The following is a 25,591-nucleotide window of genomic DNA, read 5'->3' as shown; positions in this document are numbered from 1 at the left end:
AAGCTTGTGGTTACCGCGATCGGCTTGTATGTCTGACCCGGCAATTCACAACAGACGCCGAGACCTTCTGATGCCCGTTGAAAAGTCTGAACTAAGCAGGTCCGAGCTTGGCAAATACTATGTATCCGGCATGTTCCTGAAAGGCGTTATCAAAGCGTTACGGTTGCTGCCCTATGAGACACGCATTGCCACAATGGGCGCCATAGCGAGAAACCTTGCGCCGTTGGTCGGGTTCTCGAAAAGAGTACGCAGCAATCTGAAACTCACCTGCCCGGACCTGACTGAATCCGAAGTGAAACGCATCTGCAAGGCCGTTCCTGACAACGCCGGGCGCGCGATCATGGAGCACTTCTCGCCCGAGGATTTCACAGAACGCCAACGCTTTGCCAAAGTCACGGGTACGGGCCTTGCTGCCTTTGATTCCGCCTTGGCAGAAGGGCGACCAGTGATGATGATCACTGCGCATTTCGGCCATTACCTGGCCGCGCGTATCGCCCTTCAAGAACGCAGCGGTCAGCCTATTGGCTGCCTCTACCGTCGAATGGCGAACCCCTACTTCAACGACATGTATGTCGATGCGTTCTACAAAACCGGCGCCCCGATGTTCGAACAAGGCCGTCGCGGGATGGTCGAAATGGTGCGGACACTCAAAAAAGGCGGGATCATCGCTATTGTGTCAGACCTGCACGCACATGGCGGGGAAGAGCTGACTTTTTTCGGCAAACCGGCCGTGACGTCGGTTTTGAATGCTGAACTGGCCATGAAATACAAAGCCGTCCTGATTCCGTGCTATGCAGTGCGTCAGCCCAATGGGGTTGATTTCGAAATCATCCTGCACGAACCGGTCCCACATACGGATCCAAAGACGATGACCCAGTTCACCAATGATGACCTCGAGGCGGTTGTCCGACAGCATATGGGTCAGTGGTTCTGGATTCATCGTCGCTGGAAAACCTGGAACGGGCTAGGCGTCCAAGCCAAAGACATGCCCTGATCAGCGAACGCGTGCTGCCGCAATAATCGGCCCATGGCCAACCCCTTGCACCAACACAACGGCCGGTAAACCTGACGTCAAAGATACCTTATAGGTCTTAGGCGCTGTCCCGTCCCATTGCCCGGCGACTGTCCAGGCCTCGACCACATTGGCATAATCCAGTTCTTGTCCGGCCAACTCTCCGCGCCGGATCGAGGCATGGCGCATTGGCGTGTATTGCACCACTCGGATGTCATAGACCTGATCCGGTGGCAAACTGATCGAGGAAACGTCGACAGTTACGTTATCTCCTGTACGCGAGGCCGAAACCGACGCCAGCGGAGCGGCCTTGGAATGGCCGCCGATCAGGTAATCCAGCTTTGCCGTATCTGCCCCTACAATATCCTGCTGACCATTCACTACCATCTGAGGCGTATAGATCACCGTACGCCCGGAATTTCCGGCATAGCTGCGCTGACGCTCAGTATGGGTGGGGTCGGCATATTCATCCTCCCATCCGATATAGTCCCAATAATCCACATGCAGCGCCAACCCGATGACGTCATCCCGATTGGCCAGATCGTGCATGATCCGGTCAGCCGGGGGGCAGGACGAACATCCCTGCGAGGTGAACAGCTCCACCACTACGGGTCCGCTTTCTGCAATGGCCGAAGTAGCCAGGAACAGGGATGCCAACGCGGTTGCGGTTGCAGATTTGAACATGTTTGCTCTCGGGTTTCATGGGGTGCATTACTGGTTTAGACGGAACGCTGATCAAGCACCAATCAAGGTTTCTTGAGACTGGTGACACAAGGTTTTCGCAAAAATGTGTGCAATGGTATACAAAAATTGCCGCACCTGGTCTGTTGGACCTTGAACCGCGCGCTTGGGTGATGCAGATAGCCCTCAGCGAATCCCATATTCCACGTCATTTGAGAGGGAGGCCACAGATGCCCATCAAAGTCGGACAGGATACCGCCAAGACACGCCGCAGCCTGAGCGTGAATGGCAAGTCCATCTCGTATTACTCGATCCCCGCCGCGCAAGAGGCCGGCCTGGGTGATTTCTCGAAACTGCCCGCCGCCCTGAAGGTGGTGTTGGAAAACATGTTGCGGTTCGAAGATGACGGATTTTCCGTCTCGGTCGACGACATCAAGGCGTTTGCCGAATGGGGCGCCAAAGGTGGCAAGAACCCCCGCGAGATCGCCTATCGCCCTGCCCGCGTGTTGATGCAGGATTTCACCGGCGTTCCGGCGGTGGTCGATCTGGCCGCCATGCGCGATGGTATCAAGGCTCTGGGCGGCGACGCGCAGAAGATCAACCCGTTGAACCCCGTTGATCTGGTCATCGACCACTCGGTCATGATTGACGAATTCGGCAACCCGCGCGCGTTCCAGATGAACGTTGACCGCGAATACGAACGCAACATGGAACGGTATCAGTTCCTGAAATGGGGTCAGGGTGCCTTCAACAACTTCCGCGTTGTGCCCCCCGGAACCGGGATCTGTCACCAGGTGAACCTGGAATATCTGGCGCAGACCGTTTGGACCGACACGGATCAGGATGGCAACGAGGTTGCCTATCCCGACACGCTGGTCGGCACCGACAGTCACACCACCATGGTCAACGGTATGGCCGTTCTGGGCTGGGGCGTCGGCGGGATCGAGGCCGAAGCCGCTATGCTGGGTCAGCCGATCTCGATGCTGATCCCCGAGGTTGTCGGCTTTGAGCTGACCGGAGATCTGGTTGAAGGCACCACCGGCACCGATCTGGTTCTGAAGGTCGTCGAAATGCTGCGCGCAAAGGGTGTTGTGGGCAAATTCGTCGAATTTTTCGGCGAAGGTCTGGACCGTCTGCCGCTGGCCGACCGGGCAACCATCGCCAACATGGCCCCGGAATATGGCGCGACGTGTGGTTTCTTCCCGATTGACGGTGAAACGCTGCGCTATCTGCGTAACACCGGCCGTGACGAAGATCGCATCGCGCTGGTCGAAGCCTATGCCAAGGAAAACGGCTTCTGGCGCGACGCAGATTACGCGCCGATCTACACCGACACCCTGTCGCTGGACATGCGCACCATCGTTCCCGCGATCTCGGGCCCGAAGCGCCCCCAGGATTATGTTGCTCTGACCGGTGCCAAGGCGGCGTTCACCAGGGAAATGGCCGAGACGTTCAAGCGACCCATGGGCAAGGAAGTCGCCGTCAAAGGCGAAGACTATACCCTAGAATCCGGTAAAGTTGTGATCGCATCGATCACCTCCTGCACCAACACCTCGAACCCATATGTGATGATCGGCGCTGGTCTGGTGGCCCGCAAAGCCGCGGCCTTGGGCCTGAACCGTCAGCCCTGGGTCAAGACCTCGCTGGCACCGGGATCGCAGGTTGTATCTGCCTATCTTGAGGCCGCTGGCCTGCAGGAAGATCTGGATAAGATCGGGTTTAACCTTGTTGGGTATGGCTGCACGACCTGTATCGGCAACTCGGGTCCGATCCAGAAAGAGCTGTCTGAGGCGATTGCCGAAGGCGATCTGGTCGCCACGTCTGTCCTGTCGGGCAACCGCAACTTCGAAGGCCGTATCAGCCCGGACGTCCGCGCCAACTATCTGGCCTCACCGCCGCTGGTCGTGGTCTATGCGCTGGCCGGTACGATGGATATCGACCTGACGTCCGAGCCGATTGGTCAGGACAAGGACGGCAACGATGTCTTCATGAAAGACATCTGGCCAACCCAGCAAGAAGTTGCGGAATTGGTCGAACAGACGGTCACCCGTGAGGCGTTCCTGTCGAAATATGCAGACGTCTTCAAAGGCGACGAGAAATGGCAAGCGGTCGATACCACCGATGCCGAAACCTATGACTGGCCACCGACCTCGACCTATATCCAGAACCCGCCCTACTTCCAGGGCATGGGGACCGAGCCGGGCACAATTTCGAACATCGAAGACGCTAAGGTTCTGGCCATTCTGGGCGATATGGTCACCACTGACCATATCTCGCCTGCAGGCTCGTTTGCCACGACAACACCGGCTGGCAAGTATCTAACCGACCGTCAGGTGCAACCGCGCGAGTTCAACTCTTACGGGTCGCGCCGTGGCAACCACGAGGTCATGATGCGCGGCACCTTTGCCAATATCCGCATCAAGAACGAGATGCTGGACAGCGTCGAAGGTGGTTACACCAAAGGCCCCGATGGCGAGCAGACTTCAATCTATGACGCGTCGATGGCCTATCAGGAACAGGGCACGCCGCTGGTTGTCTTCGGTGGTGAGCAGTACGGTGCGGGATCGTCGCGCGACTGGGCGGCCAAAGGCACGGCTCTGCTGGGTGTCAAAGCGGTGATCGCCGAAAGCTTTGAGCGTATCCACCGCTCGAACCTGGTTGGCATGGGCGTTGTACCGTTCGAATTCACCGGTGGCGACTCGCGCAAGACGCTGGGCTTGAAGGGTGATGAAACCGTCTCGATCCACGGTCTGGATACGATCCAGCCGCTGCAAGAGGTGCCCTGCACCATCACCTACGGTGACGGTTCTGAGAAAACCATAACCCTTAAGTGCCGCATCGATACCGCGCCCGAAATCGAATATATCGAAAACGGTGGCGTGCTGCATTACGTGCTGCGGAACCTGGCCAAGGCCGACTAAGATCTCTGAGCAAACTAAAAAGGGCGCCCGGTCGGGCGCCCTTTTTACGTTCCATTTGCGCCAGGATGCTGTGCCTGGCTTTTTCACCGACCTCCCACTTGTTTCTGCCCAACCAGAGGGGCTACGGTGACAGCACCAAGATGGATGATTGTGACCAGATCATTCAGAAGACTGGTGTTTCTTCCCTCACCCGGCCGCGTTAATCGGCCTTAGCCTTTTCCAAAGCGGGCCGAATAGTTCCTTCGATGACGCGCTGGGTAATCGGCCCAGCAAAGCGCAGGATAATGGTTCCGTCGCCGTCGACTACATAGGTTTCCGGTACGCCGTAAACGCCCCAGTCCAGCGCCATGCGTCCCTGTTCATCCCGGCCGATACCCGTATAGGGATCACCAAGTTCGTTCAGGAATGCCTGGGCATTTTCCAGCTTGTCCTTATAATTGATACCGTAGACAGGAATGCCTTCATCCGACAGGGCCTGCAGGTTCGGGTGCTCTACCCGGCAGGGCGCGCACCAACTGGCCCAATAATTCACAAGCTTGATCTGTCCATCGCGCAACGTTGCGTCGTCAAATTGTGGCTTGCCTGCAAAACCTGTTAATACAACCGGTGGCGCGGTTTGGCCCTCGCGGGCCGAGGGCAAAGCGTTTGGGTCATCACGGAACATGCCAATACCGGCAAGTACAGCAAAGGCACCAAATATCAACGGAGGCGCAATCATCAGGGGCGAGATCTTAGCCATTGCGCTTTATCCTCTGTTCAACTTTTTCCAGTTCAGCCTGGCTCTTGCGGCCCCGCATCACGCTGACCAGAACCAGTGCCAGCAAAAGCCCGATGGAAACTACATAGGACCAGAGCACCGTATCGGCATATTTTCCAAGATCAGGGATCATCCGTTTGCCCTTTCCCGCGCCAGCAGAGTCTTGGTCCGACGCGTGCGAATTTCAGTACCCGTGCGGTAAAGTACCAAGGCGATGAACAACAACACGAACCCGACAATGCAGAGCAGCAGAGGATAGAAATAGATATTGCTGACCTTCTCTTCAGTATCCGCTCCAGTCACAGCACCAGCCCGCAGGACAGAAGCGCCCTGATGCAGCCCCTGATTCCAGAAATTCACCGCATAACGGCTGAGGATAGCAAAGACCGACCCCACCAGACACAGGATCGAGGTCAGATCGGCAGCCGTATCAGGGTCTTCGATCGCCTCCCACAAGGCGACATAGCCCAAATAGAAGAGGAACAGGATCAGGAATGAGGTCAGACGTGGATCCCAGGCCCACCAGGTGCCCCACATGGGCTGCCCCCAAATCGCCCCGGTTGCCAACGCAATCAATGTCATCACGATGCCCACAGGTGCGGCCGCGCGCGCAGCCAGCGCACTGACATGATGACGGCGAACCAGCCAAACCAGAGAGGTCGCCAGCATCATAAGCCAGCAGTTAATCGCCATCAGCGCGGCGGGCACATGCAGGTAAATGATCTTGACGGTCGATCCCTGCTTGTAATCATCGGGTGTGAAGAAAAATCCCCACACCAGACCAATGACGATGCAAACCAAAGCCGCGCCCCAGAAGAACGGCATCACCCGTTCACTGGTGGCAAGAAACTTGCGCGGATTGGCATATTCCCAGAGGGTATTGGCTTTGGCTGCGATAGACATGGGCCTTATCTAGTCCGAGTCGGGTTCATTCTCAATTGACATCCGTCAAAGTTACACTGTGTCACCGTAGGTTAATGCGCAACACGGCGGCGCTGGCAAAAGGTAACAGGGCAATCGTCGCCGCAGTGATCCCAGCAAGCATCAACAAGGGTGTCTGCGTTTCCATTCCGGTTGCCCCGCGGCGCGCGACCTCGGCCCCGAAGATCAATGTCGGTACATAAAGAGGCAGCACAAGAAGCGACAGCAGCAATCCGCCGCGTTTCAAGCCGACCGTAAGAGCGGCACCAAAGGTTCCGATGACGCTCATCGCGGGCGTGCCAATCAATAGTGAGACGACAAGCCAGAAAAAGCCGGGCAAAGGCAAATTAAGCAGAACGCCCAGGAAGGGCGCGGCCAGAACCAGTGGCAAGCCCGTAGTCAGCCAATGCGCCAAAGACTTGATCGTTACGACCGCTTCTAACGGCAGGGGCGCCGTCGCCAATAGGTCGAGCGAGCCGTCCTCCCAATCCAGCGCAAGCAGCCGGTCAAGTGACAGAAGACAGGCCAAAAGTGCCCCCAGCCATAGCACGCCAGGTGCAATCGTGGACAACAACGCGGATTGCGGGCCAACTGAAAAAGGCACCAGCACGGTGACGATAAGAAAAAACGCCAGGCCAAGGCCAAACCCTCCGCCCGCACGGAAGGCCAGTTTCAAATCACGTAATAGCAGGGCGATCACAGGAAACCTCCGTCGAGATCATCGACAGGTTTCGGTTTAGCCTTGTAGGGCCCCACATCCAGGACCTCTCCGTCCAGACCAAGGTCGATATGGGTGGCAATCAGGGCAGACCCACCCTGCCCCAGATGCGCGCGCACCGCGTCAGCAAACATCTGCACTGCATTCTTATCCAGCGACACTGTGGGCTCATCCAACATCCAGATGGGTCGTTCGGTGACCAACATCCGCGCCAACCCCAATCGACGTTTCTGGCCTGCCGACAGATTGCCTGCATGGCGATCCGACAGCTCAGTCAAAGCAAACGCGTCCAGGGCCGGTTGAATGCTGTGACTGCCGAAAACCTGCGCCCAGAATGACAGGTTTTCCACCACGGTCAGAGTCGGCTTGAGTCCGTCGGAATGTGAGGCGTAGGCGATCCGGTCCTCAGCCCCGTCGATCTGCCCCTCAAGCGGAGGCTGCAGGCCTGCCAGCGTTCGCAGCAGCGTTGTTTTACCGATCCCGTTCGGCCCGCGCAGGATAAGCGCCTTTCCGGGCTCCAGCGAAAAGCTGAGATTTTCCAGCACAGGAACGCCCCCTCGGGCGATCGACAGGTCGGTCACGGTCAATGTCATGGATCCCGCTTATCCTATTGCCGTCAGAGGCAAAAGGCGGGATTTGCCGCAGCATACCGACAGCAACGTATTTGGGTGGCATCTAAGCGCAAGGCCAGAGGAAAAGAATCCGATCAGACCGGTAGCAGCGCCAGTGCAATACGGCGCCCTTCGGATAACAGGATATTGTATGTGCGGCACGCGGACGGAGAGTTCATGATCTCAACCCCGATCCCCGAATCTTCCAAGGCGGCGCGCAGATCAGAAGGAATATGGGCCAGCTCAGCGCCGGTTCCGATAAACAGCACATCGACCTGACCCGCCAATTTCAACAGACCATCCCTGTCGTCGTACCCGCCCCATTTCGCTGATCCTGCCGGGCCGGTCAGCACCGACCCGTCATAGACCTGACCACCGATGCGGAAAAACCCAGGACCATATCCGTCAACAGGGGCCGCATTGTCATAAGAGATTTCATTCATACGCATAGGAGGCATCTAGCCCCAAAGCGGTAGGCCCGACAAGGCTGCAAGCGCTATCGCCAGATACGCAGCGGCACGATACAGCTTTTCCCGCTCGGGCCGGAACATCCAACCGCCCAGCCAATTACCAGCTAGATTGGGGACCGCCAGAGCCAGACCCAATATCACAGCAGGCAGCGTGATACGGTCCATGCCAGTCAGGTACCCGAGCAGCAGAAAATCAAAGGCGAACAGGTATAACAGGATCGTCGCACGGATCACGGCCACGGGCAGAGGTCGAGACATATAGAACAAGATAACGGCCGGTCCCGGCAGGCCCGCGACACCGCCCAAAAACCCACCAGCGCCTCCTATTCCCAAAACCATTCTGCGGCTGACATGACCGTGATAGCGCAGACCGAACACCAGAATAGCCAGCATAAGAAACGCCAACAGGCTAACGGTATAGCGAAATACATGTGGATCGACCGTGGTCAGCAACCACAGCCCCAATGGCAGAGCGAGTGCGCACCCTCCCACCAGACGGACCAGATCACCCCTGTCGACCTCGCGCCAGGCCCGGCGAAGGTTGGGCAGCGGGCCCAGAATATCCATGATTGTCAGGCAGGTCAGCGCCTTGAAAGGATCAAGGAATGGGGTTGCGATAGGCAGGAAAATCAGGGCGGTCCCAAATCCGGAAAAGCCGCGCACAACACCGCCAAGAAAGGCAGCAAATACTATGATGGCCAGCCCTGTGGGGGACTGGCCAAAATACTCAGGCATCGATGTTGGCAAACTGGTTGCCAGAGGTGTTTGATGGCTTGGACCAGTCGCGCTTGACGCCCAGCCACAAAAGGATGGTTGATGCCACAAAGACGGACGAATAGGTACCTACGATCACACCCCAGATCATAGCAAAGACAAACCCGCGGATCACATCCCCGCCCAGAACATAGAGCGAAATCAACGCCAGCAAGGTGGTGACAGAGGTCATGACTGTCCGGCTGAGCGTTTCGTTGATCGAAAGGTTCAGAACCTCCTTTAGGTCCTTTTTCTTGTATTTCCGCAAGTTCTCGCGCACCCGGTCGAACACGACCACCGTATCATTCAACGAATAGCCCACGATGGTCAGCAGCGCAGCGATGATCGCCAAATCAAAGCGGATCTGCAGTTCGGAAAAGATGCCGATAGTCAGGATGACGTCATGCACCAGCGCAGCGACAGCCCCCAGCGCAAACTGCCATTCAAACCGCAGCCAGATGTAGACAAGCACCGCCCCAATGGCGAGCACCACCGCGATCACGGCGGTCTGGATAAGCTCTCCCGAGACTTTGGGTCCAACAGATTCGACGCTTTCGAAGGGCAGTTTCAACCCAGGGTCCGCTGCGGCAAGAGCTTCACCAATTTGTTTAATCGTGGCCGCATTGACAGCCTCAGCATCATCCTGCGCCTGAATGCGGATCATCGCGACATGTTGATCTGGCCCGAAGCTCGGATCGAAAATCTCGGTGATCGTCACGTCGCCAAGTCCAAGCGGCGCAATAGCGTCACGATATGTGCCGACATCGATTTCCTGCGCGCTTTGGGTCCGAATGGTGGTCCCTCCACGGAAATCAATGCCGAAGTTCAGGCCCTGCAGCATGAAGGACGTAAACGCGACAATCATCATCAAGGCCGAGATACCCAGCCAGATCTTCCAGCGACTGAAGAAATCGAACGAGGTATTCTGGGGTACGAGTTTCAGTCTCATGTCAAACCTCGATCGTTTTCGGACGGCGGCGTTCGAACCAAATCACGATCATCAGGCGCGTCACGAAGATCGCGGTGAAGACCGAGGTCAGAATACCCAGACCCAAAGTGATTGCGAACCCGCGCACTGGCCCGCTGCCCATAGCAAACAGGATTACAGCGGTAATGAAGGTGGTCACGTTGGCGTCCAGAATGGCCGACAGCGCTTTTTCATAACCCAGCTCAATCGCGCGGGCAGGACCTTTGGCAGATTTCAGTTCCTCTCGGATACGCTCGAAGATCAGTACGTTGGCATCCACCGCCATACCTACCGTCAGAACGATCCCCGCGATCCCAGGCAGGGTCAACGTCGCCCCAATCAGGGAAAGCAGACCGAACAACAGGCCAACGTTGATGATCAGCGCAATATTGGCGAAGATACCAAACAGGCCATAGCTGAGCGCCATGAATGTCAGCACCGCGACAAAGGCCACGATGGTTGCCACTTTACCCGCGTCGATACTGTCCTGGCCCAGCTCGGGACCGATGGTTCTTTCTTCCAGAAACTCCAGCCCGGCGGGCAGTGCCCCTGCGCGCAACAGGACAGCCAGATTTGTACTTTCCTCAACGGTGAAATTACCGGTGATGATACCAGACCCACCGGGGATATGACTTTGGATCACCGGGGCTGAGATCACTTCGTCATCCAGAACGATGGCAAAGGGTGCCCCGATGTTTTCCAGCGTGTAATCACCAAATTTGCGCGCGCCTGAGGTGTTAAAGCGGAAACTCACCGCCGGGCGGCCATTCTGGTCAAACGCGGGCTGCGCATCGACCAGTTCCTCGCCCGTTACAACAGGCGCGGCATCCAACGTGTAATAGACGCCATTTTCGTCAATCGACGGCACCACCTCTTCGCCAACGCCCGCTATCGCATCGGGGTCGGTTCCGCGCCCAACGACGGGGTTAAAGGTCAGTTGCGCGGTCGTGCCGATGATCTCTTTCAACTCTCCTGCGCTGCCGATACCTGGCACCTGGATCAGGATACGGTCGGTGCCTTGCCTTTGGATGGTCGGCTCGCGGGTGCCCACCTCGTCAATCCGGCGGCGAATGATTTCCAGCGATTGACGCACGGTGCGGTCGTCTGAGGCCAGCTTCTCGGCCTCAGAAAGTTGCACAATGATCGTATCACCTTCGGCGCGAGCCTCGATATCCGTGGCCCCTACACCGCTGAGGGTCTGCACCTGACGGGCCAGACCGCGGACAACCTCCAGCGCGCGGGACATGCCCTCGGGCTGACTGATGCGAAGGCGAATCTCATCAGGCGCCGAGTCCTGGCGACGGATGGTGCCCACGGTGGCACGTTCGTCCCGCAGCGCATCCCGAATTTCGGGCCACATGGCGTCCATGCGGGATTCGTAGACGTCACCCACCCGAACTTCGGCCAAAAGATGCGCGCCACCACGCAGATCCAGCCCTAGATTGACAAGCGACGACGGCAGCCAGTTCGGCCATTGCGCCGCCTCGGCCTGCATTTCAGGGGTGTCGACGCCAAGCTCGATCGCCGCCTTAGCGTCATTGGATTGTTCAACGCGCGTATAAAACGCATTCGGCAGGGCCATCAGCAAGCCAGTCACGCAGACCAGCCAGATCAGAACCCGCTTCCAGGTATAAATTTGCAGCATTACCCTGCCTTTTCAAGGGATTATATCGCGAAGTTACTTCGCCGGCTCAGTCTTGTTCAGAACCTGCGAAATGGTCGATTTAACCACGCGGACTTTGACTCCCTCGGCGATTTCGACTTCGATCTCGTTATCGCCTTCTTTGACCTTGGCCACTTTACCAATCAGCCCACCCTGGGTAACGACCTGATCGCCCCGGCGCACGGCCTCGACCATGGCTTGATGTTCCTTCATTTTCTTCTGCTGTGGACGGATCAGCAGGAAATACATGATCGCAAAAATCAGGATCAGCGGGAGAAACTGGGCGATTGCGCCACCTTCCATGGGATATTCCTTTTGGTTTGGTACTGCGAAAATGCTCCGCAAATTTTGCGAGAACCTATTCTCTGAACCACCTGTTTGCAAGGAATGGCAGCACAGGTTTTTACAATGATTGGCTCATAATGATCAAAGAAATACGCCGGGGTCGCAGATCGGTCCTTTGATCCGGGCTCGGCTGGGATATAGTTGGCCGGCAGGAGGACCGATGATTCAATTAATCCAAACGCTTGGCACGCTTGCGCGCATCTGGTTCGCGCTTGTCTGGATTATGTTCAGCACAGCGATGGCGCTAGCACAGGATGCGCCAATCGAAACGCCTGAAACCTCTGAACAATCAGAGAATTTCAAAGCGCCGGTCATCATCGACGGCGAAAGCCTGTTTTTCCTGCGCGGATCCAGCGCCCTGCCCGCGCCCGAACGGGCCGAGACCGTTCAGAACAACATTATCCAAGTGGCCCTGTCCTCGGAAAATCCCGAAGTTACTGTCACTTATGAGGATACGGAACTGGGCACGCGTATTCTGGTTGATGGCGTGCCGGTATCGACGGTCACCGTCGCCGATGCCGAAATGGACCAGATGGAGCTGGACGTCATCACCTATCTCCATGGCTCGGCCATCCATGATGCGATTGTCGCCTACCGCGCAAACCGAACCGAACAGGCGCGCGTATCCGGCGCGCTTGAGGCTTTGGGCTGGACGCTGGGGTTTGCCGTATTCATCGCCTTTATTCTGTGGCTGCACCGGCGCATCAGACGGCGTACGCTGAAATTCGTATCGCGCCATCTGAAGGACGTGGAAACGGCAACAGCCAAAAGCGTTCAAGCCGAAGCCATTGCAGCCCTCGTCAGTTACGGTCTGAACTTCATATTGCTGGTCGTCTTCTTTCTGGGCTTTTACTACTACCTGTCCTTTGTCCTGCTGGCCTTTGCCGAGACCCGGTACTTTGCGCAGCTGTTGCTGACCTATCTGACCGAACCGGTTCTGCTGATCTTCAAAGGGGTGGTCAGCTATATCCCCAACCTGATCATGCTGGCGCTGATCGCCTGGCTGGCGATGTATATTATCAAGGGGATGCGCGTCTTCTTTGACGCGGTCGAAGCCGGCACGTTCGAACTGGGCGATTTTGAAAGCCATTGGGTCAACCCGACATTCAACATTGCCCGTGTGCTGGTCATCCTTATCGCCTTGGTGTTTGCCGTTCCGTATATCCCCGGCTCGGATTCTGCAGCGTTTCAGGGGTTGACCATTCTGGTGGGCGCGATGCTGTCACTGGGCGCGAATTCGGTTGTTTCGAACATGTTGGCCGGGCTGTTCGTGATCTACCGCCGCTCAACCTCGATCGGTGACCGCATCCAGATCGGTGACCACATCGGCGACGTTGTTCGGATCAAGCTGATGGAGACCCACCTGAAGTCGATCAAGAACGAGTTGATCTCGATCCCAAATGCGCAGTTGATGAATTCGGATGTGATCAATTTTTCAAAGAAAACAGATGGTAGCGGGCTGTTGCTGCATACGACTGTTAGTATCGGCTATGAGGAGCCTACGGAGAAGGTCGAAGCGATGCTGATCGAAGCCGCGCGCCGAACAAAGGCAATCAAGGCAAAGCCAGAACCATTCGTTTTGTGGACCGCTCTGGCCGACTATGCGATCAATTATCAGATCAACGGCTATACTACGCGGGGCAGCATCATCCCGAAAATTCGGTCAGACCTGCATCGCAATATTGTGGCTGTGTTCAATGAGAACAATGTGCAGATTATGACCCCGTCTTACATCGCCGATCCACCCGAGCCGAAAATCCCCTCTGAAGGCTGGGATGGCCATCTGGCACATGAAGCACACGAGGGAACGGATAAGTCGTAACCGGTGCTACACCCTGCCTTTCATATGGTGCATAAGCAGGTTCAGTGATTCACGCATTTAAGGACCTGAACCATGCACGACATCCGCGCCATACGCGAAAACCCAGCCGCTTTCGACGCCGCCCTTGCGCGCCGTGGGGACGCGCCGGTGTCGTCGGACCTGTTGCGCCTGGACGAAAGCCGCCGTGCCAAGATTTTAGCCGCCGAAACCGCTCAGGCTGAACAGAACAAGGCCTCTAAAGAGGTGGGCGCGGCCAAGGGGCGTGGCGATGAGGTCGAGTTCGAGCGCCTGCGCGCGCTGGTCGCTGAGAAAAAGGCAGAGATTGCCCAGATGCAGACCGAGGCCAAGGATCTGGACGCCCTTCTGACCGATCAACTGATCCGCATCGCCAACCTGCCCGCCGAAGATGTGCCCGAAGGCGCGGATGAAAACGACAATGTCGAAGTCAACCGCTGGGGCACTCCGCCCACGCTGGATTTTGCGCCCAAAGAGCATTTTGAGATCGAAGCCGTCCAGACCGGTATGGATTTTGAGACCGCCGCGAAACTGTCCGGCTCGCGTTTTGTGCTGCTGTCCGGTGGCGTAGCCCGCATTCACCGCGCATTGGCGCAGTTCATGCTGGACACACATATCAACGAAAACGAACTAACCGAGGTCAACGGCCCGGTTCTGGTTCTCTCCGAAATGATGCAGGGCACCGGGCAACTGCCGAAGTTTGGCGAAGACAGCTATCAGACCCGTGAAGGCTGGTGGCTGATCCCGACCTCCGAAGTGTCGCTGACCAATATCGTCAATGAAACGCTGATCGAAGAAAGCTATCTGCCTCGCCGCTATACCGCGCATTCCCTGTGCTTCCGGTCCGAGGCTGGCAGCGCTGGCAGAGACACCCGTGGGATGCTGCGCCAGCACCAGTTCGAAAAGGTCGAGATGGTCTCGGTCACCCATCCGGACAAATCGGATAAGGAACAAAAGCGCATGTTACGCTGCGCCGAAGGTATTCTGGAAAAATTGGGCATACCCTATCGCACCGTGATCCTGTGTACGGGCGACATGGGCTTTGGCGCGCGCCGTACCTATGACATCGAGGCGTGGTTGCCCGGACAGGATACCTATCGCGAGATCAGCTCGGTCTCGACTTGTGGTGATTTTCAGGCCCGCCGCATGAACGCGCGGTTCCGCCCCGAAGCGGGTGGCAAACCGGAATACGTCCATACACTGAACGGCTCTGGTCTGGCTGTCGGTCGTTGCCTGATCGCCGTGCTGGAAAATGGTCAGAACGCAGATGGTACCGTGACCTTGCCCAAGGTTCTGGCCCCCTATCTTGGCGGTAAACTGACCTTACAGCGGGACGGCACGCTGGTATAAGAAAACCGGCGCTAACCAACTGCGCCGGTCCTGAGAAAATCAAAAGGTGGAGGAGGTCTACTTCTTCGCCTTTTTCTTATCTTTTTTCTTACTCTTCTTCTTGCCGACTTTCTCTTTGGCGTCCTGTTTCTTTTGATCTTTTTTCTTGTCGTCCTTTTTGGACTTTTTATCCTTTTTGGCTTTGGCTTTCACCTTGTCCTTTGCCTTTGAGAATGCGGCCTCCATTTCCAGCAGCTTTTTGGCAGCTTTCTCAGCCTTGGCTTTTGCCTTGGCCTTTTTTCGCGCTTTGGCTTCAGCAGCGGCTTTCTCTTCAGCAGCCTTCTGGGCGGTTTCCTCAGCCCGCTTCCGGGCGGCGGCAGTAACGCCCTTCCGAGCAGCTGGGCGCTTGGATGCCGCGCGCGCAGTCGTGGTTTTGGCTGAAACAGCTGCTTTCGCCGCCGCTATAAGAACCGGTGCCCGTGCCACACCAATGCGGGGAACTTTGACGAGCTCTGCGGGTTTCGCGCTCGCAAGGTCTTCTGCGGTCTTGAAGCCATTGGCAATCAACGCTTGCCCAAGCACCTCGCCTACACCCTTTACATCGGTCACTGCGGTCATCAGAGTTCCTTTCCTTCTCACATCGGGCCGGAATACCGGCTAGCTGCTATGGGCCAGCCCCCGGGATTGATCCTTAGGAGGGAAAGGCACAAGCCGTTTGGTGTCCTCATCCCAAAGTTTCAGATTCAAAGCCGCTACCGCCTCGGGGAATTTGATCCGGCGCGGCGTATATTCGGACGGCAGGTTATAGTGGCATTCCCGCAGCCGGTAAGACGGGATGCGCGCGTTGAAGTGGTGTATGTCGTGCAATGTGATGCAGGCCACCGCATTATCAAACCACCAGCCGAAATCCAGCGCCGACGACCCCTGCAGCGCGGCCAATTTCGGATCCAGATCTGGGCGACGGTCCCAGTATGTGTCTTCGAAATTATGCTGAAGATAGACTAAGAAAACTCCCAGCATCCCGCCAAGGAAGGAAAAGGCCACCCAAACCAAAATACCGGTCGCACCGGCGATCAGATACAGCAGGCCCAGGAAAATCAGGATCGACAGGTTGTGCAGCAGCACGCCTTTGACGCCGAACCGCACCGTATTCTTGGGCCAGCGGTAGCGAATGAAATAAGTAAACAGTGCTCCGACCGGTACCAGCACAAACGGGTTGCGGTATAGGCGATAATACAGCCGCGACCACCAGTTCGCCGCATTCCATTCCCTCACGGTCATGGTATGAATTTCGCCGGTCTCACGATGTTCCAGATTGCCGATGCCGGAATGATGCAGGTTGTGGTTTTGCTTCATCACTTCGAATGGAGCGAAAGTGAACGGGGAAAGCCCATGCCCTGCCCATTCATTCTGTGCACGCGTTTCAAATAGCGAATGATGCCCGCAATCGTGCTGCAGCACGTAAAGGCGAACAGCGGAAAACGCGAAAACCACCCCGGCAGGCATCATGACGTACCAGCGGTCCACATAGATGATGGCTAATGCCAACGATGAGAAATAGACCGCGAAAGTCCCAAAGTAGCTGATCGCGGCCAATCCATTGTCCTGAACCGCGTATTGACGTGTGTATTCTCTCAAATCCATTCCGTCGGCTCCCCACAATGGCCCGTTGCAATGTGATTCTAAAAATGGGTGCGGTCTTCCCGCAAACAAGCGACACGCTTGGAAACAAAAGCGCGCCAGCGAATGCTAGCGCGCCATCAAAGGGCTGTCACGCCCCGAGATGAAAAATGCAACAGATTGGCGCAGTTACGCGCGTCCCTTCAAATGTTTGGCCAAGGCACCTGCGTTTTTCTTACGCCGTCCCTTATAAGGGTTCTTGTCTCCCTGCCCGCGCAAGGTCAGTCGGATGGGGGTCCCGGGCATATCGAAACTCTCACGCAGGCCGTTGACCAGATAACGGTTATAGCTTTCAGGCATCTTGTCGGGGTGCGAACACATAACCACGAATCCAGGGGGGCGGGTTTTGGCCTGTGTCATATACCGCAGCTTGATCCGGCGACCCTGCGGCGCTGGCGGCGGGTGCTGTTCCAGCATAGCGATCAACCAACGGTTCAAAGCTGCAGTCGGTACACGCCGGTTCCAGATATCATGGGCGCGTAGGATAGCAGCACGCAGGCGCTCAAGCCCCCGCCCTGTTTTGGCCGAAACCGTGACCAGTGGCGCGCCGCGCAACTGAGGCAGAAGACGTTCGAACGATTCTTTCAGATCGCGCAGTTTTTCCTGCTTGTCCTCTTCGATATCCCATTTGTTAATGGCGACAACGACGGCTCGGCCCTCGCGTTCGGCCAGATCCGCGATGCGCAGATCCTGCTGTTCAAACGGAATCGCCGCATCCAGCAACACCACCACAACCTCGGCAAATTTTACTGCACGCAAACCATCCGAAACAGAAAGCTTCTCAAGTTTTTCCTGTACCTTGGCTTTTTTGCGCATCCCCGCCGTATCGAAGATCCGCATCGGCGTGCTTTCACCCTCGGGGTCGGCCCAGTCGATCCGCAGGCTTATTGCATCGCGTGTGATCCCGGCCTCGGGTCCGGTCAACAAGCGATCTTCGCCAACGATCTTGTTGATCAGGGTGGATTTTCCGGCATTCGGGCGACCAACAACGGCAACTTGCAACGGCTTGGCGTCGGTGATCAACGGGGTTACGGCTTCGCCGTCTTCATCAAGCTCGATATCAGTTACGGGCGCTTCTTCGATCGCTTTTTCCGCAGCAGCATCCGCCAGAGGCATCAGATGTGCGTAAAGATCGGTCATCCCCTCGCCATGTTCACCCGACAGGCGGACCGGCTCGCCCAGACCCAGATTATAAGCTTCGAGCACACCGGCATCAGCCGCCGAACCTTCGGCTTTGTTGGCCGCAAGGATCACGTGTTTCGATCGTTTGCGCAGAATCTCGGCAAACATCTCATCTGTGGGCGTCAACCCCACACGCGCGTCGATCATGAACAGGCACACATCAGCCATGTCCACGGCGCGCTCGGTCAGGCGTCGCATCCGGCCTTCAAGGCTGTCGTCTGTCGCATCCTCAAGACCCGCCGTATCAATAACGGTAAAGCGCAGATCGCCCAGACGCGCTTCGCCTTCGCGCAAATCGCGCGTAACACCTGGCTGGTCGTCGACCAATGCCAGTCGTTTGCCGACAAGGCGGTTGAACAAAGTGGATTTGCCCACATTGGGGCGCCCCACGATAGCGAGGGTCAGGGACATGTTACTCAACTTTCAAGACTCAGACGCGCCCTTTAGCGCATCTTGTCGTCAACGGAAAGCGTGCAGTTCACCTTTGGTCGAAACGACGTACAAGGTTTGCCCGGCAACAACTGGCGCCGTAGTGGCACCGCCGGGAACCTCGACGCGGTGAACCAGCGTGCCGTCGAGCGGGTTATAGAACCTTAGATAACCATCGTTCGATGCAACAACGATACGCCCACCAGCCATGATCGGCCCGTAATGCGCATAGATTGCGCCACGCCGACCAGGCTTGTCCTTGACGAATCCAGGCAAGTCCTGCGCCCACACAATCGAGCCATCCGAGGCATCCAGACGCACCAACTGACTGCGATCACTAATCAGGAAGATGCTGTTTCCAGCCGGCCAAACCGTATCAACGGCGCCTTCATCCGCGGTCCATCTCCGCTCACCCGAAGTGGAATCGAAAGCCACGGTGCGGCCTGAATGGTTGCCGATATAGATGGTATCGCCGACCACCATCGGACCGCCTGTTACGTCAACGATCTGCGCTGCGGCGCGCCCGCGACGCCCACCAGCAACCGACGCGTTCCAGCGGCGAATACCACCTCTGCGGAAGGTCGCAGCTATATCGCCCGAGCCAAATGCAAACACCGAGAAATCCGAGGCAATCACCGGCGCAGGCGCGCCCAACACATTGCCAACGCTGGGGGTGCCCTGAACCTGCCAGAGGATGCGCCCATCTTTTGTATCAATCGTCCATCCGATTTCATCTCCGGCGACAAGATACAGCAGGCCATCATTGATCAGAGGTGAGCCGCTGCCCGTAGCATTCAGGCGCTTTTGCCAACGAATGGCACCGGTTTTGCCATCCAGAGCGGTCAGGCGACCAAAACCAGAAGACACATAAAGAACGCCATTAGCATAGGCCAATCCACCGCCAGTTGCATCTGAATCCCCGTCGGTGCCAGGGATTAGATCTGTACTCCAGGCAACCTGCCCCTGCGGTGAGACCGCTGAAACGGTCGCTCCGGAATCCAGCGTGTAGATCAAGCCACCTGCAACGACCGGTTCGGCCGTGATGCGCTGCTTGCGCGAATCTCCATCACCGATCGACGTTGACCACAGTTTCTGCGGCGTATTGCGCAAAGAGGCATTTGTCGTCCGATACGCAGCGGTTCCCGGGCTTTGTGACCAGTTGGCATTGGCCGTCTGGGCAGGAAGGCTGATTGGCTTTGCCCCCTGGGTCTCAACCGTTTCATTGTCGGATGTGGGTCGGATGTCCTCACGAGCTCCGGGCAGGATGACCTCGGGCTCCTGACAAGCCGCCAGCAATGTCAGGGAAACAACCGCGACCGGCAACCCAATACGGGGGAAGAGACTAATCACCATGATACTCCGAACTTGCCTGTCATTTATTTTCTACCGGTTCAGCTTTGCCGTGCGACCAGCGGTTCCGGTTCACCACCCAGCGCAACAATCAACTGTGTTGCACGTTGCTGCAGATCTACGCCGATTTCAGCGTCCTGCCGCATTGCCTGCAAACGGGAAATGGCGGCATCGACTTGACCTTCGGACACTTCGATCAGTGCCAGTTGCTCCTCTGCCAGCAACCGCAATGGGGCTCCCGGCACGGCCAGCGCTTCGAATTGCTGACGCCGGTCTGCTACCGGCATTGTCTCGCTTTGCAGCAGCAAAGCCTTGAAGGTCGCGATGGCCCGGTAAATTTCAGGCAGATCACCCTGAACCGCAATGGCGTTCAGACTCTCAACAGCGCCCTGCCCGGACTCGATTTCGGTCTGCGAGGCAGAAAGCAGCATCTTTACAATCGCATCTCCACCGGGTGTTGGTGCAGGTACCAAGGCAAGATCATCGGCACGATCGGCGGACTCATTCTGTGCCATAGCGGCCAGAATCGCATCTCCCAGATCCTGTGCCTGACTGGTTGCGCGCGCTTTGCGCAGTTCGTTGAACGCGGCACCACCAACGATCAGAACAACCGCCACTACGCCAACCCAACCCCAACGGCGCAAAAGCAAGAACAGACGGTCGCGGCGCACCTCTTCGGTCACCTCATCAATGAAACTGTCGACGTCGCTCATCCCTGCTCCCCGGGCTTGTGTTCTGTGATATTGGGCAATGTCATACCCCGCTGCCATTGCCAAGCCAAGGGTACGATTTCATACAATTCCCCCACCTGCGGATACCCTTGCAGAAAAAAGTGAACCGAACTATTCAGTTTAGTGTGGAAAAGATGAGGCCAAGCCCCCATTTCTAAGCATGCGCGCCGAGGGACAGTCGGCAAAGAATTCTGGGAGAGACCCTGTATGCGTTTGATTTCATTCGTAAACGCCTTTTTGGTGATTGTTGCCTTGTTCTATTTGGTATTCGAAAGGGATGCATTATTAGCATTCGCCGGCCGCGATGATTCAAACCCGGGCACTACGTCCGAGGCAGAATCTTCTGAAATTCCCGCGGAGGATCGGCACGTAATCCGCGTGGTTGCACAGCGCTCTGTCGCCCGCGAAGTAGACAGTGCAGTGACTCTGCGTGGACAAACCAGAGCAAACCGCGAGGTCGAAGTTCTGGCCGAAACGACGTCAACTGTCGTATCAGAACCCAAGCGCAAGGGCAGTTTTGTCGAAGCCGGTGATTTGTTATGTGAGCTGGATCCAGGCACCCGTCCGGCAAGCCTGGCCGAAGCAGCAGCCGCCAAGCTTGAAGCCAAAAGCCGGGTGCCCGAAGCCGAAGCGCGTCTGCTGGAGGCACATGCGCGCGTAGCCGAAGCCGAAATCAACTTGAAAGCCGCACGAAAGCTATCAGAGACCGGTTTTGGGTCGGAAACCCGCAGGATTTCCAGCGAGGCAGAAATGAGCACAGCCCAGGCTGGTATCAAAAGCGCCGAAGCCGGGCTGGAAGCAACACGCGCCGGTATCGAAGCGGCATCAGCCGAAGTCGAGGCCGCCGAACGTGAAATCGAACGCCAGACGATCGAAGCTCCATTCAAGGGTCTGTTAGAAAGTGACACAGCTGAGCTTGGAAGCCTTATGCAACCAGGGTCGCTGTGTGCGACTGTGATCCAGTTGGACCCAATCAAGTTGGTCGGGTTTGTTCCCGAGGCAGATGTGAACCGGATCATCGTAGGGTCCGAGGCTTCGGCCCAGCTGATCTCGGGGCTTCAGGTCTCTGGGCGGGTCACCTTCCTTAGCCGGTCGGCCGATGAGACCACCCGGACCTTTGAGGTCGAGATTACCGTTCCTAACCCCGACCTGACAATTCGGGACGGTCAGACTGCGGACATCCGAATCTCGGCTGAAGGGACCAAGGCACATCTGCTGCCTCAGTCCGCACTGACGCTGAATAACGATGGCAAAGTTGGTGTACGGACCGTTGGAAATGGGAACATTGTGGATTTCCTTCCGGTCACTTTGTTGCGCGACACCTCCGAAGGTGTCTGGGTTGACGGGTTGCCGGAAACGGCGGACATCATCATTGTCGGGCAAGAATTCGTGACTCGCGGCGTGATGGTTGAGCCAACTTATCGGGATGCAGTGCAATGACCGGAATAGTAAGCTGGGCCGCTGGCCGAGCCCGAATGGTTCTGGCATTTATCGCGATTTCCTTGATCGTAGGTGGATACGCCTATGTTGGCCTGCCGAAAGAAGGTGAGCCGGATATCGAAATCCCTGCGCTTTTCGTCTCGGTTCAGTTCCCCGGCATTTCCGCTGAAGACTCGGAAAACCTGCTGGTCAAGCCGATGGAAACCGAGCTGGCTGATCTGGACGGTCTCAAAGAAATGACGTCGACGGCTGCCGAAGGCTATGCCGGTGTCGCGCTGGAATTCGATTTTGGATGGGACAAGACGGCGATCATGGCCGATGTCCGCGACGCCATGAACAGCGCCCAGGCCGATTTTCCTGAAGGGGCTGAGCAATATACCCTGACCGAGATCAACTTTTCTGAATTCCCGATTGTGATTGTCAATCTGACCGGAGCTGTTCCTGAAAGAACAATGGCCCGTGTCGCCAAAGATTTGCAGGATGATCTGGAAGCATTGGATTCCGTGCTTGAGGCTGGGATAGCCGGCAATCGAGACGAATTGCTAGAAGTGATCATCGACCCGCTGCGGCTGGAAGCGTATAACGTTACCGCCGCCGAGCTGATCAATGTTGTTCAGAACAACAACCAGCTGATCGCCGCTGGTGAGGTGGAAACCGATCAAGGCACCTTCTCGGTCAAGATCCCTTCGTCTTTCAAGACCGCCCAGGACGTGTATGACCTACCCGTCAAGGTCAATGGCGACCGCGTCGTGACCATGGGCGAGCTGGCGCAAATCAACTATACTTTCGAAGATCGCGAAGGCACCGCCCGCTTCAACGGCGAGGCCACCGTGGCACTGCAGGTCGTCAAACGCAAAGGCTATAACCTGATCGACACGGTCGACGAGGTCAAAGCCTCTATCGCAGCGGCCCAATCCAAATGGCCAGCCGAGATGCAGGCGGCGATCAAACTGGGCACCTCGAACGACCAGAGCCGGATCGTAGGGTCGATGGTCAGCCAGCTTGAGGGTTCGGTTCTGACCGCTATTGCGCTGGTTATGATTGTCATTCTGGCCTCGCTTGGGACCCGTGCCGCCCTGCTGGTGGGTTTTGCGATTCCAACCTCATTCCTGCTGTGCTTTGCATTCCTTGCGGTGATGGGGGTCAGCATTTCGAACATCGTCATGTTCGGTTTGATTCTTGCGGTCGGAATGCTGGTCGACGGGGCCATCGTGGTGGTTGAATATGCCGACAAGCGGATCAACGAGGGCGTGGGTCCCATGCATGCCTATGTCGAAGCCGCACAACGGATGTTCTGGCCGATCGTATCCTCGACAGCTACGACATTATGCGCCTTCTTGCCTATGCTCTTTTGGCCCGGCGTTCCGGGCGAATTCATGGGGATGCTGCCAGTTACGCTGATATTTGTTCTGTCGGCGTCGTTAATCGTTGCACTGATCTACCTGCCCGTGATGGGCGGCGTTTCCGGCCGCCTCAGCCGCGTGTTTGACCGGTCGTCGAACTGGCTGAGGGCGCGAACAGCCTGGTGGGTTCGGGCAGCGATGGTTCCCCCGTCGTTATACCTGATCTTCCTGGGGGCGATGCAGACACTGAACCCGAATTACCTGGTCGATTCAGGTAGTTCAGTTCTTGGCATGATCCTGTTCATGCTAGGTGCGTTTGCCGGGTCGGTCACCCTGAGCGCGGCAAAAATCGAACGCGCCCCGGTTGAGCATGTGCAGACCAGCCGCGAACACACACGCTTTGGGCATGTGGTAAAGTTCCTTGTGGGCAACCCGGTCATGCCGCTTGTGTCAATCCTTGTGATTGGCTTCGCCGTGTATCTGGTCATGACGGCATTCGGGGAAAACAACCGCGGAGTTGAATTCTTCGTTGAAAGCGAACCAGAGCAGGCCACGGCCTATGTCCGTGCACGCGGCAATATCTCTTTGGCCGAAAAGGACCAGATGGTACTCGCCGCAGAAGAGATTATCAGTGCGCACCCGGCTGTTATCAACGTCTTTGCATTCGCTGGTGAAGGTGGTTTGGACACCGGTGGACCCGGTGGCCAATCCCCGGCGGATACAGTTGGTCAGGTTCAGTTCGAAATCATCCCTTGGGAAGACAGACCGAACGTCTCGGAACCGATTTTCGGAGGATTGTTGGACCGGCACACAGTGGCGCCAGACTATGACGGCGATTATGTTCTGGAAGAGTTGAACAGGGAGCTTGCGCAGCTACCGGGGATCATCGTTGAGACCTTGCCGCTTGAGCAAGGGCCGGGCTCTTCCAAACCCGTCCATCTGCGGATCAAGGCCGATGGCTGGCAAGAGCTGACATCAGCCACTTTGGCCGCACGTGAGGCATTCGACGCCACCCCGGGCCTTATTAAGATCGAGGACACGCTGCCCCTGCCCGGTATCGATTGGCAGATTGACGTTGATGTCGCCAAAGCAGGCCGGTTTGGCGCAGACGTAGCAACCGTCGGTGCGATGGTACAGCTTGTTACGCGTGGCCTTTTGCTGGGCGAAATGCGCCCGGACAACGTGGATGATGAAATCGAAATCCGTGTTCGCCTGCCTGATCAGGATCGTGTCTTGTCAACGCTTGACACGCTCAAGGTCCGCACGGTCGATGGATTGGTGCCACTGTCCAACTTTGTCTCGCGCAAACCAGTCGCCAAACTGGCCGAAATCAACCGTGTCGATCAAGAACGTTATTTTGACGTGAAGGCGGATGTTGAGCCCGGCCTGAGCAATGTTGTGGTCACAGGACCGGATGGCGCCGATCAAAGATTGGCAGTGGTGCGTGAACTCGCAGAGGATGAAAGCCCCACAGCTACCGCATTGGCATTTCCCGATGGCTCTCAGTTCGAACTGATCATGTTGACCGAGGCAGAAAGCACCGATGCTTTGCGCACGCTGATCGAATCCGGTGACGCGCGCACCAGTCTGATTAACCCGAACGAACGGATTGTTGTGTTGACTGAATGGCTGGAAACCGATCCTTTTGGCAGTTCCGTCAGCTGGACATGGACAGGTGATCAGGAGGATCAGGCCGAATCCGGGGCGTTTCTTGTGAATGCCTTTATGGGCGCGTTGGGGCTGATGTTCGTTATTCTGCTCGCGCAGTTCAACTCGTTCTACAATTCGATCCTGGTTCTGCTGGCAGTGGTACTGTCCACAACAGGTGTTCTGATCGGTATGATGGTGATGCAACAGCCCTTCTCGATCATCATGACAGGAACGGGTATTGTGGCTCTGGCGGGGATCGTGGTGAACAACAACATTGTTCTGATCGACACCTATCAGGAATATAGCCAGTACATGCCAAGGATCGAGGCGATCATACGCACTGCCGAGGCACGCATTCGTCCGGTTCTGTTGACCACACTCACCACGATGGCTGGCCTTACCCCGATGATGTTCGGGCTGTCGCTGGACTTTATCAACGGCGGGTATTCGATCAACAGCCCCACAGCACTGTGGTGGAAACAGCTGGCAACCGCAGTTGTCTTTGGCCTTGGTATCGCGACGGTACTGACGCTGATCGTGACGCCTTCGCTTTTGGCTATGCGGGTCTGGGTGACAACCTATGCCATCTGGTTGGGTAAGATTTTGGCCCGTGCTACAGCGGGAAAATCCAGCCAGGTGGCGCTGGATATGGCTATCGGTAAAGCCGCGATGAATGCTCAGGCAACCGAAATGGTCTGGGATGATGAGCTGCGTGCCGACGATCCGAGCGCTGACAGTTCTGGGAAAGAACCGACCGGTTCACCGCTGAAAGCAGCCGAATAAAAAGCAACAGGGCTGGGC

The 25,591-nt window shown here is 56.8% G+C and carries 22 protein-coding genes; 6 read left to right on the top strand and 16 right to left on the bottom strand.

Annotated features, from left to right (window positions below; all coding sequences use genetic code 11):
• Positions 1 to 70 precede the first annotated feature (70 nt).
• On the top strand, positions 71 to 994 hold the full coding sequence (locus AC2FIP_RS01085) for a lysophospholipid acyltransferase family protein (protein WP_142633100.1): 924 nt from the start codon (positions 71 to 73) through the stop codon (positions 992 to 994).
• Here AC2FIP_RS01085 and AC2FIP_RS01080 read toward each other — a convergent pair whose 3' ends face one another.
• A complete protein-coding gene (locus AC2FIP_RS01080) occupies positions 995 to 1,696 on the bottom strand; it encodes a DUF1223 domain-containing protein (RefSeq protein WP_496784873.1) in 702 nt (233 codons plus the stop codon).
• A 227-nt stretch (positions 1,697 to 1,923) separates the two neighbouring features.
• On the opposite strand from AC2FIP_RS01080, the gene acnA reads away from it, so the two are divergent.
• Entirely contained in the window at positions 1,924 to 4,614 is a 2,691-nt protein-coding gene (gene acnA, locus AC2FIP_RS01075) for an aconitate hydratase AcnA (protein ID WP_281971900.1), read from the top strand.
• Positions 4,615 to 4,813: 199 nt separating this feature from the next.
• On the opposite strand, the gene AC2FIP_RS01070 is transcribed toward acnA, so the two are convergent.
• The 10 genes from AC2FIP_RS01070 to yajC form a co-directional block, all read right to left on the bottom strand.
• Positions 4,814 to 5,353: a DsbE family thiol:disulfide interchange protein gene (locus AC2FIP_RS01070; protein ID WP_496784871.1), complete on the bottom strand. Its 540-nt coding sequence runs from the start codon at positions 5,351 to 5,353 to the stop codon at positions 4,814 to 4,816.
• On the bottom strand, positions 5,346 to 5,504 hold the full coding sequence (gene ccmD / locus AC2FIP_RS01065; protein ID WP_185956600.1) for a heme exporter protein CcmD: 159 nt from the start codon (positions 5,502 to 5,504) through the stop codon (positions 5,346 to 5,348). The genes AC2FIP_RS01070 and ccmD overlap by 8 nt, the downstream gene beginning before the upstream one ends.
• Positions 5,501 to 6,274: a heme ABC transporter permease gene (locus tag AC2FIP_RS01060; RefSeq protein WP_142633092.1), complete on the bottom strand. Its 774-nt coding sequence runs from the start codon at positions 6,272 to 6,274 to the stop codon at positions 5,501 to 5,503. Before AC2FIP_RS01060 ends, ccmD begins: the two co-directional genes overlap by 4 nt.
• A 61-nt stretch (positions 6,275 to 6,335) precedes the next feature.
• Complete coding sequence (ccmB, locus tag AC2FIP_RS01055; protein ID WP_282021834.1) at positions 6,336 to 6,992, bottom strand: heme exporter protein CcmB; 657 nt, start codon at positions 6,990 to 6,992, stop codon at positions 6,336 to 6,338.
• Complete coding sequence (ccmA, locus tag AC2FIP_RS01050) at positions 6,989 to 7,603, bottom strand: heme ABC exporter ATP-binding protein CcmA (RefSeq protein WP_142633088.1); 615 nt, start codon at positions 7,601 to 7,603, stop codon at positions 6,989 to 6,991. The genes ccmB and ccmA overlap by 4 nt, the downstream gene beginning before the upstream one ends.
• Positions 7,604 to 7,716: 113 nt before the next feature.
• Positions 7,717 to 8,070, bottom strand: a complete 354-nt coding sequence (locus AC2FIP_RS01045; RefSeq protein WP_142635082.1) for an Mth938-like domain-containing protein — start codon at positions 8,068 to 8,070, stop codon at positions 7,717 to 7,719.
• 9 nt (positions 8,071 to 8,079) lie between these two features.
• Positions 8,080 to 8,826, bottom strand: coding sequence for a TSUP family transporter (locus AC2FIP_RS01040; RefSeq protein WP_496784869.1), 747 nt, complete (start codon positions 8,824 to 8,826; stop codon positions 8,080 to 8,082).
• Positions 8,819 to 9,793 (bottom strand): protein translocase subunit SecF, encoded by a 975-nt coding sequence (gene secF, locus AC2FIP_RS01035; protein WP_496676195.1) that lies wholly within the window; start codon positions 9,791 to 9,793, stop codon positions 8,819 to 8,821. Before secF ends, AC2FIP_RS01040 begins: the two co-directional genes overlap by 8 nt.
• 1 nt (position 9,794) lies before the next feature.
• Positions 9,795 to 11,456 carry a protein translocase subunit SecD gene (gene secD, locus AC2FIP_RS01030; protein WP_496784867.1) on the bottom strand — a complete coding sequence of 554 codons (1,662 nt, stop codon included), beginning with the start codon at positions 11,454 to 11,456 and terminating at the stop codon, positions 9,795 to 9,797.
• A gap of 33 nt (positions 11,457 to 11,489) precedes the next feature.
• Positions 11,490 to 11,777: a preprotein translocase subunit YajC gene (gene yajC / locus AC2FIP_RS01025; RefSeq protein ID WP_142633080.1), complete on the bottom strand. Its 288-nt coding sequence runs from the start codon at positions 11,775 to 11,777 to the stop codon at positions 11,490 to 11,492.
• A gap of 202 nt (positions 11,778 to 11,979) precedes the next feature.
• On the opposite strand from yajC, the gene AC2FIP_RS01020 reads away from it, so the two are divergent.
• Positions 11,980 to 13,641 carry a mechanosensitive ion channel family protein gene (locus tag AC2FIP_RS01020; RefSeq protein WP_496784865.1) on the top strand — a complete coding sequence of 554 codons (1,662 nt, stop codon included), beginning with the start codon at positions 11,980 to 11,982 and terminating at the stop codon, positions 13,639 to 13,641.
• A 72-nt stretch (positions 13,642 to 13,713) separates the two neighbouring features.
• Complete coding sequence (serS, locus tag AC2FIP_RS01015) at positions 13,714 to 15,006, top strand: serine--tRNA ligase (RefSeq protein WP_496695872.1); 1,293 nt, start codon at positions 13,714 to 13,716, stop codon at positions 15,004 to 15,006.
• 57 nt (positions 15,007 to 15,063) lie between these two features.
• On the opposite strand, the gene AC2FIP_RS01010 is transcribed toward serS, so the two are convergent.
• From AC2FIP_RS01010 to AC2FIP_RS00990, 5 genes are all read right to left on the bottom strand, one after another.
• Entirely contained in the window at positions 15,064 to 15,603 is a 540-nt protein-coding gene (locus AC2FIP_RS01010; protein WP_496693379.1) for a helix-hairpin-helix domain-containing protein, read from the bottom strand.
• A gap of 39 nt (positions 15,604 to 15,642) precedes the next feature.
• Positions 15,643 to 16,629, bottom strand: coding sequence for a fatty acid desaturase (locus AC2FIP_RS01005; protein ID WP_496700554.1), 987 nt, complete (start codon positions 16,627 to 16,629; stop codon positions 15,643 to 15,645).
• A 165-nt stretch (positions 16,630 to 16,794) separates the two neighbouring features.
• Positions 16,795 to 18,258 carry a ribosome biogenesis GTPase Der gene (der, locus tag AC2FIP_RS01000; protein WP_142633070.1) on the bottom strand — a complete coding sequence of 488 codons (1,464 nt, stop codon included), beginning with the start codon at positions 18,256 to 18,258 and terminating at the stop codon, positions 16,795 to 16,797.
• A gap of 48 nt (positions 18,259 to 18,306) precedes the next feature.
• Complete coding sequence (locus AC2FIP_RS00995) at positions 18,307 to 19,629, bottom strand: PQQ-like beta-propeller repeat protein (protein ID WP_496784863.1); 1,323 nt, start codon at positions 19,627 to 19,629, stop codon at positions 18,307 to 18,309.
• A gap of 38 nt (positions 19,630 to 19,667) precedes the next feature.
• Positions 19,668 to 20,339, bottom strand: a complete 672-nt coding sequence (locus AC2FIP_RS00990) for a hypothetical protein (RefSeq protein WP_142633066.1) — start codon at positions 20,337 to 20,339, stop codon at positions 19,668 to 19,670.
• Positions 20,340 to 20,564: 225 nt separating this feature from the next.
• On the opposite strand from AC2FIP_RS00990, the gene AC2FIP_RS00985 reads away from it, so the two are divergent.
• Both AC2FIP_RS00985 and AC2FIP_RS00980 read left to right on the top strand, forming a co-directional pair.
• Positions 20,565 to 21,797 (top strand): efflux RND transporter periplasmic adaptor subunit, encoded by a 1,233-nt coding sequence (locus AC2FIP_RS00985; protein WP_271947728.1) that lies wholly within the window; start codon positions 20,565 to 20,567, stop codon positions 21,795 to 21,797.
• Positions 21,794 to 25,573: an efflux RND transporter permease subunit gene (locus AC2FIP_RS00980; RefSeq protein ID WP_496784861.1), complete on the top strand. Its 3,780-nt coding sequence runs from the start codon at positions 21,794 to 21,796 to the stop codon at positions 25,571 to 25,573. Before AC2FIP_RS00985 ends, AC2FIP_RS00980 begins: the two co-directional genes overlap by 4 nt.
• Positions 25,574 to 25,591 lie beyond the last annotated feature (18 nt).

The organism is Ruegeria sp. CDSB114, from assembly GCF_059611025.1.
This window is presented reverse-complemented; position numbering and strand designations above follow the sequence as displayed.